At 65.7% G+C, this 12116-nt stretch carries 12 protein-coding genes; 4 read left to right on the top strand and 8 right to left on the bottom strand.

Features of this window, described 5'->3' with window-relative positions; genetic code table 11:
• Positions 1-2 precede the first annotated feature (2 nt).
• Positions 3-557 carry a nucleotide exchange factor GrpE gene (locus tag ACQ86A_RS04135; RefSeq protein ID WP_431279353.1) on the bottom strand — a complete coding sequence of 185 codons (555 nt, stop codon included), beginning with the start codon at positions 555-557 and terminating at the stop codon, positions 3-5.
• 13 nt (positions 558-570) lie between these two features.
• Entirely contained in the window at positions 571-2445 is a 1875-nt protein-coding gene (gene dnaK / locus ACQ86A_RS04130; RefSeq protein WP_431279352.1) for a molecular chaperone DnaK, read from the bottom strand.
• 141 nt (positions 2446-2586) lie between these two features.
• Here dnaK and ACQ86A_RS04125 point away from each other — a divergent pair, with 141 nt between their 5' ends.
• Positions 2587-4260, top strand: a complete 1674-nt coding sequence (locus ACQ86A_RS04125) for a PucR family transcriptional regulator (protein ID WP_431279351.1) — start codon at positions 2587-2589, stop codon at positions 4258-4260.
• Between the two features lie 64 nt (positions 4261-4324).
• Here the strand turns inward: ACQ86A_RS04125 and ACQ86A_RS04120 are convergent, their stop codons facing one another.
• From ACQ86A_RS04120 to ACQ86A_RS04100, 5 genes are all read right to left on the bottom strand, one after another.
• Positions 4325-5062, bottom strand: coding sequence for an alpha/beta fold hydrolase (locus ACQ86A_RS04120; protein WP_431279350.1), 738 nt, complete (start codon positions 5060-5062; stop codon positions 4325-4327).
• A gap of 17 nt (positions 5063-5079) precedes the next feature.
• Entirely contained in the window at positions 5080-6033 is a 954-nt protein-coding gene (locus ACQ86A_RS04115) for an alpha/beta hydrolase (protein WP_431279349.1), read from the bottom strand.
• Positions 6034-6369: 336 nt separating this feature from the next.
• The gene (locus ACQ86A_RS04110) at positions 6370-6630 is read right to left on the bottom strand and encodes a hypothetical protein (protein WP_431279348.1); all 261 of its coding nucleotides are present in this window, start codon (positions 6628-6630) and stop codon (positions 6370-6372) included.
• A gap of 152 nt (positions 6631-6782) precedes the next feature.
• The gene (locus ACQ86A_RS04105) at positions 6783-7670 is read right to left on the bottom strand and encodes an RNA polymerase sigma-70 factor (protein ID WP_431279347.1); all 888 of its coding nucleotides are present in this window, start codon (positions 7668-7670) and stop codon (positions 6783-6785) included.
• 111 nt (positions 7671-7781) lie between these two features.
• The gene (locus tag ACQ86A_RS04100) at positions 7782-8378 is read right to left on the bottom strand and encodes a hypothetical protein (protein WP_431279346.1); all 597 of its coding nucleotides are present in this window, start codon (positions 8376-8378) and stop codon (positions 7782-7784) included.
• Between the two features lie 162 nt (positions 8379-8540).
• Between ACQ86A_RS04100 and ACQ86A_RS04095 the strand changes: the two genes are divergently transcribed.
• From ACQ86A_RS04095 to ACQ86A_RS04085, 3 genes are all read left to right on the top strand, one after another.
• On the top strand, positions 8541-9371 hold the full coding sequence (locus ACQ86A_RS04095) for an alpha/beta fold hydrolase (RefSeq protein WP_431279345.1): 831 nt from the start codon (positions 8541-8543) through the stop codon (positions 9369-9371).
• Positions 9372-9471: 100 nt separating this feature from the next.
• Positions 9472-10962: a DHA2 family efflux MFS transporter permease subunit gene (locus ACQ86A_RS04090; protein WP_431279344.1), complete on the top strand. Its 1491-nt coding sequence runs from the start codon at positions 9472-9474 to the stop codon at positions 10960-10962.
• Positions 10963-11082: 120 nt separating this feature from the next.
• A complete protein-coding gene (locus ACQ86A_RS04085; protein WP_431279343.1) occupies positions 11083-11214 on the top strand; it encodes a hypothetical protein in 132 nt (43 codons plus the stop codon).
• A gap of 20 nt (positions 11215-11234) precedes the next feature.
• Here the strand turns inward: ACQ86A_RS04085 and ACQ86A_RS04080 are convergent, their stop codons facing one another.
• Positions 11235-12089, bottom strand: a complete 855-nt coding sequence (locus ACQ86A_RS04080; protein ID WP_431279342.1) for a serine/threonine-protein kinase — start codon at positions 12087-12089, stop codon at positions 11235-11237.
• Between the last annotated feature and the right edge of the window lie 27 nt (positions 12090-12116).

Below are 12116 nucleotides of genomic sequence, written 5' to 3'. Positions count from 1 at the left end.
CGTCACGCTTCCGCCGCAGTGACGATGACGCCGGCGGGCCGCAGCAATCGCTCGGGGCCGCCGAAACCCAGTCGAGCGACGGCCACGACGGTGCGCGGTGCCAGATCGCCTCTCTCCACGACCGACACCACCTCGTGGATGCGCGGATCGAACGGCACGCCCACCTCGTCGATGCGTGGATAACCGAGGCGCTCGAGCGCGACGATGCCCTGTTCGCGGATCGACTCCATTCCTTCGGCGAGGCCTTCGTTCACCTGACGGGCGTAGCTGACCGCGTCGTCGAGTCCGTCCACCACCGGGAGGAAGACTGCCGCAGCGCGAGCCCGCTCCGTCTCCCTCGCCATCGCGAGTTCACGCGCGGCACGCTTTCGGGTGTTGTCGAGATCCGCGGCCGCCCGATGCCAGCGATCCTCGACGTCGGCGAGACGCCTGGCCAGATCGTTGTCGGAGTCGGTCGAGGGCTTCTCCACCGGATCGTCGCGCTCCACGGGATCGTCGCGCTCCTCGGAAGCGGCACTCTGATCGGCCTGCGCGGCACTAACATCCGCGTTGTCCATGATCCGCAGCCCCTCAGTTCCGATCGAACTCGGCGTCTACGACGTCATCCGAGTCGTCGACATCGGAGGCGCTTTCGGGGGAAGCGGCCTCGGTAGCGCGAGCCACGGACAGGGCTGCCTCCACCTGCTGAAGCTCGCTCGTCAGTTCTCGGGCCTCGGATGCAGACACCTCTCGTTCCACAGCCTCCCTCGCTTGCCCGATGAGCATCTCGGCGCGGGAACGCTCATGCTGCGGCACCGATTCACCGCGCTCCGCCAGCGTCCGCTCGACCCGGTAGGCGGCAGCATCCAGGTCGTTTCGGGCATCGATGTCTTCGCGCAGACGCTGATCCTCGGCGCGGTGCTGCTCGGCCTCGCGCACCATGCGTTCGATCTCGCCCTGGTCGAGGTTGGTCGTGCCGCTGATGGTGATGCCCTGCTCGGCTCCTGTGTCCTTATCGCGCGCTGTGACGTTGAGGATGCCGTTGGCGTCGATGTCGAATGTGACCTCCACCTGCGGCTCGCCGCGCGGCGCCGGACGGATGCCCGTCAGCGAGAAGCGGCCGAGCACACGGTTGTCGGCCGCGCGTTCGCGCTCACCCTGCAAGACCACGATCTCGACGGAGTCCTGGTTGTCCTGGGCGGTGGAGAACACCTCGCTCCGCCGCGCCGGAATGGTGGTGTTCCGCTCGATGATCGTCGTCATCACGCCGCCCCGCGTCTCAACACCCAGCGAGAGCGGGGTCACGTCGAGCAGGAGGACGTCGCTGACCTCCCCCTTGAGAACGCCGGCCTGGATGGCGGCGCCGACGGCGACCACTTCATCCGGATTCACGGTCATGTTCGGGTCTTTGCCGCCGGTGAGCCGCTTGACCAGGTTCTGCACGGCCGGAATCCTCGTCGAACCGCCGACGAGGATGACCTCGTCGATGTCGTTCTCGGAAACCTTGGCGTCCTCCATAGCCTGGCGTACCGGGCCGAGACAACGCTCGACCAGGTCGGCGGTGATGTTGTCGAACGTCGAGCGCTTGAGCGTGGTCGTCAGGTGCTTGGGTCCGGCAGCATCCGCCGTGATGAAGGGCAGGCTGACCTGCGTCTGACTGACGGTGCTGAGTTCGACCTTCGCCTTCTCGGCCGCCTCGAACAAACGCTGCAACGCCTGAGGATCCTGGCGGAGGTCGATTCCGTTGTCTTTCTGAAACTCGTCCGCGAGATAGTCGACGACACGTCGGTCGAAATCGTCGCCGCCGAGGTGGGTATCGCCTGCGGTCGAACGCACCTCGACCACGCCGTCGCCGACGTCGAGCAGGCTCACGTCGAACGTGCCTCCGCCGAGATCGAAGACGAGAACAGTCTCGTGCTCCTTCTTGTCCAAACCGTAAGCGAGAGCCGCCGCGGTCGGCTCGTTGATGATGCGGAGCACGTCGAGGCCGGCTATGCGGCCCGCGTCCTTCGTCGCGGTGCGCTGGGCGTCGTTGAAGTACGCCGGGACTGTGATGACCGCCTCGGTCACCTTCTCGCCGAGGAACTTGCTGGCGTCGTCGGCCAGTTTGCGCAGTACGAGCGCGCTGATCTCCTCGGGTGCGTACAGCTTTTCTCGGATCGTGAACCTTGCTTCGCCGTTCGGGCCGGCCACGATGTCGAATCCGACTGCCTTGGCCTCTTCTTCGATTTCGTCGAAGTTGCGCCCGATGAAGCGTTTGGCTGAGGAGATCGTGCCCTTGGGGTTGAGGATCGCCTGCCGTCGGGCGAGCTGCCCGACGAGTCGCTCACCGGTGTCGGTGAAGGCGACGACAGACGGAGTGGTGCGAGCGCCTTCCGCGTTCGGGATGACTTTCGCTTCGCCCCCTTCCCATACGGCGATCACCGAGTTTGTCGTACCGAGGTCGATGCCGACTGCTTTGGCCATGAGACGTTTCCCTTCCGGTCACTCGCGATTGTGGTCTGAAGCTCGGCTCCTCCATCGACCCGACAGGGTGAAATAAACCTTCGGCGTTGCACTGTCGGGTCTAATCGAACGGGGCTAACGTGAGCGCGGGAGTGAACCACGATGCGCGCATCGAACTATCCAGAACTCGCCGGGCTTGCCGAAGTGGAAACCGAGATGCAGCCGGGTCTCTATGACCTCTTTCGGCTCGGATCGAAGATGTTCGAGCACCCGTCCGTTCAAGAAACTCTGCGTCTTGCACGAGCCTCGGCCAAGGCGATCGCCGGATGCTCCATTCCCGCCGTGTACATCACGGCGGACAGTCATCTCGTGCGCTATTCGGGCAAGGCGAACCACCGGCTCGATTTGCTGGTGGAAGCGCGGATGGGCATCAGCGGGGTCCTGGATCCCCGCAACGGCTGGCGCTACGTGCTGTTCTTCCGAGGGGCCGGCAAGGTCAAGGGAGCGTTCGTGCTCCAGTCGACGGCTGAACCGTCGAGCGAAGTCATGTTCTTGCTTCGCGCCCTGGCAGAACCAACCGGGGCCGCGCTGGCCACGGCTGAAGTCATCGACCGCGAGCGCCGCCAGGGTCACGAACTCCGCCAACTCGGTCGGGCCCAAGCGGCCACTAACCGCAGGATGGCGGCCACGATCGTACGCCTGAACGCTCATCAGCACATCCGTGATTCGATCGTCGCAGCGGCCGGTACCGGCAATGGCGAGGCTCAGATCGTCAAGGCGGTGAGCGCCATCACCGGGCGGTCCGTCGTGCTGCAGGACTCCTTCGGCAATGAGCGCGCCTTCACCGGAGTCATCGACTCCGAGGCGCCGTCGAGCATCCCTGAACTTCCCGGCAATCTGTCGGCCGCCGGGATTTCCGCAACCGATTGGCGACCGGTCCTGATCCACTCCCGCGGGGAGACGCTCGGGGCCATCGGCATTTATGATCCGGACGACAGCCTGAGCGAGGACGATCGATTCGCTGTCGATTATGCCAGCGCGATGATCGCCGTCGAACTCGCGCATCATCGCAACGTGGCCGAGGTCGAAATCCGATTGGGTCGCGAGCTCGCGGACGACCTCGTCGCCGCCGGCGACGTCGTCGACGCCCCCGCCCGCGCCGAGGCACTCCACTTCGATCTCAGCGGCCCACAACGTGTTGTGCTGGTCTCGTGGGACTCTCCGACACCTAACGGTGTCGACATCGGCGCCGCTGTGCGCCACGAGCTCGCCTCCATGCACGTTCCCGCACTGATCTCGCGGCGACCTGAGGCGACGCTCGCGATTATCGCGGTCGGCCATGATCTTTCGGGACTGTACGAGAGGCTCTCTGCTGCCGTCTCCAGCAACCGAGGCACGATCGGCGTCGGCGGGCCCTGCAGCGCATGGGATCTCGCTGACTCCCTTGCCGAGGCGAACCGTGCCATGCGGATCCGGCTCGAATCACGTCGGCCATACGGACTGTCGAATCATGAGGATCTCGGTCTGATCCGCATCCTCGACACCTCCGAGGACGGAGTCGAACTCGAACGCTACGTGGACGAATGGCTTGGCATCCTGATCGAGCACGACCTCGAGCACGGTTCCCAATTGGTTCGCACCTTAGGCGTTTACTTGGATTCCGGCGGCAATTATGATCGCACGGCTGCAGCGCTGGTCATCCATAGGAGCACTCTGCGGTACCGCCTCGGACGCATCCGCGAGTTGAGCGGCCGCGATATCACCGAACCCGACACACGCTTCAACCTTCACGTCGCGACCCGGGTGCGGTCCGCCTTGCGAGAGCACACACGCTGACTCGCACCCGCGTCACCATTGTGTGAGGGCGTCCCCGGCGATCGACGCCGGGGACGCCCTCAACTCACACGCCGACGCTGACAGCTCCCACTGCGGCGACGGCGTCGAGAATCGTCTCGGCGACGGCAACCGGCTGGGAGACGGACAGGGCATGGGACCCTCCTTGCACCTCCCGGGCGACGCGAGCGTTCGCCCGCTCGGCTCCGGCGCGATGCTCGGCGACGGGGATATTCAGATCCTGGTCGCTGAAGACACACCACGACGGGATCGTCATCCATGCCGGCGTCTCAGCAGCCAGCGGCTCGGTCAGGGCCGCCTGCGTCACCGGACGCTGGGTGGCAGCCATGAGTGCCGCCACCCCAGCCGGCACATCGGCGCAGAACTGGTGACGGAACAGCGCGGGCTGGATGAGCAACTCGACGCTGCCGTCGGCCAGCTTCTGCGGGGCGAGCGCGTCGCCGAGGGTGCTTCCGGGGAACTCGTTCGAGAGGTCGAAAGCGGTCTGCCCGTGCTCGGGCACGAACGCGTTGACGTAGACGAGCCCGGCCACGGACTCGTTGCCGGCGGCCGCCTCAGAGATCACGAGACCTCCGTAGGAGTGGCCGACGAGCACGACGGGACGGCCGACTGCCGCGATGACGTCGCGGACATAGGCCGCGTCGCCCGACAGGCTGCGAAGCGGATTGGCTGCCGCGATGCACTCGACTCCTTCCTGCTGGAGGAGCTCGATGACACCGTTCCAGCTTGCCGATTCTGCGAACGCACCGTGCACGAGCACGACAGCGGGTTTCTGATCAGTCATTTCGATTTCTCCTAGTCTCAGTTCTCGGTTCCGAGCGCTTTGCGCAAGATGTGGATGGCCTGCTCTACTGCTGCGGTCACTGCCGCAGAAGGTCGCAGAGGGTTCAGCATCATGAAGTCGTGGATGGTGCCGTTGTAGCGAACGGATGTGGTGCGCACTCCCGCCTTGACGAGCTTGCGCCCGTAGGCTTCGCCCTCGTCGCGGAGCACGTCGTTCTCGTCCACGATCAGGAAGGCCTCCGGCAGACCCGCGAGCTGCTCCGACGTGGCGCGGAGCGGTGACGCCGTGATCTCACCGCGTCGGTCGGCGTCGGGAAGGTAGGCATCCCAGAACCACGCCATCGCCTTTGCGGTCAGGTACGCACCCTCGGCGAACTCGCGGTAGGAGTCCGTGTCTTGGGCGGCATCCGTCACCGGGTAGTACATGGACTGGTGAACGAACGTGACATCTCCGCGCTGCTTCGCCAGAATGGCGACCGCCGCGGTCATGTTCCCGCCCACCGAGTCGCCGGCAACGGCGAGCCGCGAGACGTCCAGGCCGAGCTCCTCGCCGTGCGCGGTAAGCCACTGGGCGGTCGCGTACGCCTGCTCGATCGCCACCGGATACTGCGCCTCCGGGGAACGGTCGTACTCGACAAAAGCCAGCGCGGCCCGAGCACCCACGGCGAGCTCGCGCACGAGTCGATCGTGTGTCCCCGCGTTGCCGATGACCCAGCCGCCGCCGTGGATGTACAGGATGACCGGCAACCCGGAGGGAGCGCCGACGGGCTTGACGATCCGAACTCGCACGTCTCCGACCGCCGCGGGAACGGTGATCCACGTCTCGTCGACATCAAGCTTGTCGACCGGCGCGGACTGCAGATCGTCGAGCACCTTCCTGGCGCCTTCGGGCCCGAGTTCGTAGAGGAACGGCGGCGTCGACGTGGCGTCGACGATACCCTGTGCCTCCTTCTCGAGAATAGGTCTGCTCATTGCTTTCTCCTTCGATCTTGAATGGTCCGGAGGCCTCATTCACTCGACCCCTCACTTATCTACGACCGCAGCGAGGGCTACGGTGTGACACGTATGGGGGACGCCGGCCTGTGCCCCTTGGATGCAGAACTGTCACATCCGGATGCGCCGTCCGGTCTTCCCTGATGAGCGTTGTGACCTCGACGCAGCGCTCCGGTCTGCCGTGAGGTAAGAGCGGGAATACCGGGTTTCAGGCGGCCCCTCGTGGGTATGCGCCAAGCAGACGCGGCTGGTCCCACCCGCCACCGACCACAGCGCCCCGAACCCGCGACACAGGTTCGGGGCGCTGTGCGCAGCTCAGTTCCAGTGACGCAGTTTGGCGGGGTTGAGCACGACCCAGATGTGGCTGACGCCGCGCCTGCTGACACCGACGGTGATGATCCCGAGCACCCGGTTGTCCGCGTCCCGGAGGGCGAGGCCGGCAGAGCCGTTGATGGAGTGGACGGTTGTGGTGGCGATGCCCTGCCCCTCCAGAACCAGCGCGAGGGCTTGGACAGCGGAGGTACGGCCGCAGGCAGACTCCGGCGCCGAGACCTGGCCGCCCGTGTCGACAATCACTTTCGCGTCCTCGCACAACAGGGGGATCAACCCGGCGACATCGCCCGACGCGCACGCGTCCTGGATCGTGCGCACTGCACCGATCGACCGAGCGTAGGCCTGCGCGGTCGATCGGGAAGGGAGATGCAACCAGGACCCGGGCGAGCCGCCCGTCATGCCCCCACCGGTGCGACGTGGCGGAGCTTGTCCGGACTCATCACCCAGAGCAGCTGTTGTATGCCTCGCTGCGAGACAGTGACCGTCAGCACCGTGGTGATCTCGCCATCCTGTGACAGCGTCAACGCCGGCTGGCCGTTGAGGGTTGTCCAGCCAATGCGCTTTCCCGTCCAGAAGTGGCTGGCGAATGCGGAGACGAATTTAGCCACGCGTGTGCGGCCGGCAACGGGGATGCGGGCGGCCAGCTTCACACCGTTGCCATCGGTGTAGCTCACGATGTCTGAGGCGAACAGCTGCTCCAGCTCCTCGACGTCCCCGGTGCGGGCGGCCCCCAGGAACGCCTCGAGCAGCCGGCGCGACTCGTTCGCCGGAACCGTCTCTGTGCGGCCAGAGGCGAGGTGCTTGCGTGCGCGGCTGACCAGCTGCCGTGCGTTCGCCGGCGAGGAGTCGATCACCTCGGCGATGCGCTCGTACGGGTAGTCCAGGGCCTCGCGCAGTACGTAGGCTGCCCGTTCGGTCGGGGTCAGTGCCTCCAGCAGGAGGAGGCAGGCGAATTCGAGCGCTTCCGTGTTCTCCGCGCCCAGCGTCGGGTCTCCCTCGGTGTTCACTGGTTCGGGTAGCCACGGCCCGATATACGTCTCTCGCCGTGAACGCGCCGACTGCAACACATTGATGGATAGCCGGGTGGCGATGGTGGTCAGATAGGCGCCCGGTTGGTCGATCTCGCCGGGGTCGAGGGCCTGCCACCGGAGCCAGGTGTCCTGCACGATGTCCTCCGCGTCGGACACCGACCCCAGCATCCGATACGCCGTGCCGAAAACGCGCCGCCGCTCGCGGTTGAAGATCTCGAGCGACTCATTCTCAGCGTGCGTTCTCCCGTTCATCCGTTCCCCGTTCCGTCATCGATTCTGGCTGTTCGGGCGCTCGGCGTAGGCGTCGGGCACAGAACTCCTCATAAGGGAGACCGGACAGGGGACTGGCTTGTGACAGCCTCCTCAAGATTTCTCGAGTTGAGCTATGCGGCGACGCTGGTAGACCAAAGTGGCTGCGAGAAGGATGCCGCCGAACACCACCCCTGCGAGCACAGCAAGCGGCGTCGCCGCGCCCAGGAGGAGCGAGAGGATGAGGGCGCAGATCGCTCCGGCGACGACTGAGTTCACCACCGCGATCATGCTCGCCATCGTGAACAGGACCGACCACCGTGTGTAGCGGACGCCGAACTTGCCGTTGGTGAGGGGATCCTCGGCCGCGAACACGATGGCCGCGGTCGGCCCGAGAGTCGCGTAGTACGAGCGGATGCGCTCGATGCGCTGGCTGACGGCAATGTTCTCGATGCTCGTGTCGACGAGACGGACCACCGTGAAGCAGCCGAGCACGAAGATCGTCGGCAGCACTGTCAGCGCGAACGCGGTCAGCAGGTCGGGCGACGAGCTTGCGAACCCGATAGCGACGAGTCCACCGGACAGCGTCGACAGATAGATCGACGAGCGCGTGCCGCCCTCGCTGATGGTGGAGCCAGCGATCGACTCCAGCATGAACTGCTCGCTGCTCAGCGCACCCAGAAGTGTTGGCGATTCGTCCGGGGTTTCCATCTCGTCCTCTCTGCGCCGCCTGAACTCGGCGGTCTCGATAAGGAAGACCAGGAAGCGGCCCCTCTCGTGACAGCGCGGTCACAGTCGAAGGGGATGCACGGTCATAGCTCACGAAGGCGGCACCGCCCGCACGACGAAACCGACCATCCAGAACGGACACCCATGGCCATCACACGGCTCGAGCCGATCAAACACATCCGGACGGCGACTCTCGATGTCGCCTACTACGAGACCGGTGACCCTTCCGGGCAGCCGGTGCTGCTCCTGCACGGCTTCCCGTACGACATCCACAGCTACGCGGACGTCGCACCCCTCCTCGCCGAGCACGGGTTCCGCGTGATCGTGCCATACCTGCGCGGGCACGGTCCCACCCGATTCGCCGAGCCGGACTCCCCACGCACGGGACAGCAGGCAGCGCTCGGCGCGGATGTCATCGAACTGATGGATGCATTGCGCATCCCTCAAGCGGTCCTGGCCGGATACGACTGGGGTGGCCGAGCCGCCTGCGTCGTTGCTGCCCTGCACCCGGACCGCGTGATGGGGCTCGTCGCAGTGAACGGATACCTGATTCAAGACATCGCCGCGTCGATGAAGCCCCTGGCCCCGGCTCTCGAAGCGGGGTTCTGGTACTTCTTCTATTTCTTGACCGAGCGCGGCACGGCCGGCCTCACCGCCGATCGCCGAGGGATCGCCCAAGTGATCTGGCGCCGCAACTCACCCCGGTGGGACTTCGACGAGGAGACGCTCGAACGTACAGTGGCTGCGTTCGACAACCCGGATTACGTGGATGTCGTCATCCATTCGTACCGGCATCGCCTCGGCCATGCTCCGGGCGCAGCGGTCTATGACACGGATGAGCGGATGCTCGCGGCTGCCCCCCGATCCCCGTTCCCACGGTCACCCTCGATGGAACCGCGGACGGCAACTTCCCGGCGACGGATGGGTCGACGGGCGCCCAGCATTTCACCGGCCCGCGCGTTCACCGTCAGGTGACAGACGCCGGGCACAACCTTCCTCAGGAGGCACCCGAAGCGTTCGCGGCGGCGATCGTCGAAGTGGCCGCCCTCTCCGCACGCCGACAGGAGGATCTGAGTTGACCAGGTGGACCACAAAGCATCAGCGCGCGGTCCTCGCGGTGGCGGTACTCGCCAGCTTCATCGCATTCCTCGACGGCAGCGTGGTGAACGTCGCCTTGCCAGCCATCAGCCGAGACCTGGGCGGCGGCCTTGCTTCGCAGCAGTGGGTCGTGGATGCGTACCTGCTCACCCTCGGGTCGGTGATCCTGCTCGCCGGGTCGTTATCGGACGCATTCGGGCGCAAAAGGGTGCTGGTGTGGGGGCTCCTCGGCTTCGGTGCGGCGTCGATCGCGTGCGCGGTCGCGCCGACGATCGAGCTGCTGATCGTGGCCCGCGGTGTGCAGGGGATCGCGGGGGCGCTCCTTGTCCCGAGCTCACTCGCGCTCATCCTCGACGCGTTCTCCGGAGGCAGCCAGGGTCGGGCCATCGGCGCCTGGACCGCGTACACGAGTGTCGCCAGTGTCGCCGGTCCCGTGCTCGGTGGAGTGCTGGTCGACTCCCTCTCGTGGCGATGGGTCTTCGCCATCAATGTGTTGCCTATCGCGTTCGCGCTGCTCGGAACACGGGCACTGCAGCGGGATGCGGCCGCGCCGGCGAATACCCGCATCGACCTGGTCGGAGCAAGCCTCGGAATCGTCGGCCTCGGGCTGCCCGTCTTTGCCCTGATCGAGCAGTCGCGTTACGGGTGGGGTTCGCCGATCATCGAAGGACCGCTCGTTGTCGGACTAGCGTGCATTGTCGCGTTCATCCTGTGGGAGCGCAGGACACCCCAGCCGATGCTCCCGTTGAGCATCTTCCGCGCGCGCAACTTCTCGCTCGGCAACGTCGCCACTTTGTTCATATACGGCGGACTGGCGGTGGGAACATTCGCGCTAGCCGTCTTCCTTCAGCAAGGCGCCGGCTATTCGGCAACCTTCGCCGGGTTCGCGGTCATCCCGTCCAGCGTTGTGCTGATCGCATTGTCCGCATTCTTCGGCAAGCTCAGTGCGCGGGTGGGGCCTCGTCTGATGATGACTGTCGGCCCGCTCATCGCCGGCGTCGGATTCGCGCTGATGGCGCGGATCGGCGACCAAGCGGACTATCTCACCGAGGTACTTCCTGGCGTCGTGGCCTTCGGACTCGGCATGGCGGTGACAGTGGCGCCGCTGACCGCGACCATTCTCGGTGCGGTCGACTCCTCGCGGTCGGGTATCGCCTCGGCGATCAACAACGCCATCTCTCGCGTGGCCGGCCTCGTCGCTGTCGCCCTCGCCGGGTCGCTTGCCGGCTCTGCGGTGATCGACGTCGCGAGCTTCCACCAGTTGGTTGTCGCCGCGGCCGTGGCGATGGTGGTCGGCGCGATCGTGTCGGCGATCGGCATCCGCAACCCCCGCGGAGTGCCACCGGAAGTCGGCGCGCTTCCGTCGTCCGTAGCGAACGGTCCAGGCGGAATGCCAGATCTGACTGCTCACCATCACGTCCTGCGGTCGGCTGTGTCACGACCGGGCGCTCCGTCCGGTCATAGCTGATGCGGGCGAAAACGTGGGCCGCGCTCGTGGATGAAGCGCCCACCGCCCGCACGACGTCGTGGTGGTCGGCGTCCTGACACCCGGCCACCACGGCACACCGTTTCAACCGAAGGGAATGACATGTCCGACCCGAGAGAGACAGACGCAACGCCCCAGCCATTCGAGTACCCCGACAACGCGGGCTACCCGGATGGAACCGGCACCCTCGACGAAGGAACCGATCGTGATTCGCACGACGAGTTCGACGCATAGCTCGAGCTGTCCAGCGTAGGTCAATCCGCCTCGTCGAATCCGTCTGCGCGAAGCGCTTCCCGAGCTGCGGTCGCCACATCGCCGGCGGACGGCCGTCGGGAAGCGTCGCGCTCTGTCATCCAGCGGATCAACTCACGCCAGCGCTCTGGCACCTCTTGAGCGATCGGCGGATCGATCTCCAGCCGCATTAGGGCGGAGGTGACGGCGTCGCCTGGGAACGCAATCGTTCGGGTGAACGATTCGAGGAGAACGAGTCCGAGCGAGTAGACGTCCGATAGTGGGGTGAGGGTGTCGTTGCGGGCCTGTTCCGGACTCAGATATGCCGCTGTGCCGATCGTCGCGCCGTCCAGTCGTTGTCGCCTGGAGGTTTCGATCGCGATGCCGAAATCGGTGAGACGTGCGCGTGGCCGCGAGAATCGAGTTCGGTAGTCGACCAGCATGATGTTCGACGGTGTGATGTCTCGGTGGATGACGCCTCGTGCGTGGACATATTCGAGAGCCTCAGCGGTCTCGAACCCGATTTCACCGATCCGCCGCGGTGTGAGGTCTTCGCGATCGAGAATGGCACGCAGCGTCTCACCTTCGACGAGCTCCATCACCAGGAACGGGCGAGGGTCGTCTGCTGCCGACGAATCGACCCCTGCGTCCAGGATCGAGACGACGCCGTGATGGCTGAGGTCGGCCAGGACTCGAACCTCGTCCCGAAACCGCGCCCGATCATCCTCTGCGCCGGATCCGAACAATTTCACGGCGACATCGCGGCCGAGATTCTCGTCCCGTGCGCGAAAGACCAGGGATGAGCCTCCGCGGGCGATGAGACGGTGCGGGCGATAGCGGCCCAGAAGGAGGGGCGCGCCATTCACAGCATCGGTCATCGTCATCCGCTCCACGAGCTCGGTCTC

This window comes from Leifsonia poae (assembly GCF_050632195.1).
Classification (GTDB): Bacteria; Actinomycetota; Actinomycetes; order Actinomycetales; family Microbacteriaceae; genus Leifsonia; species Leifsonia poae_C.
The sequence above is the reverse complement of the archived record's forward strand: the minus strand, read 5'-3'. Positions and strand labels throughout refer to the sequence as shown.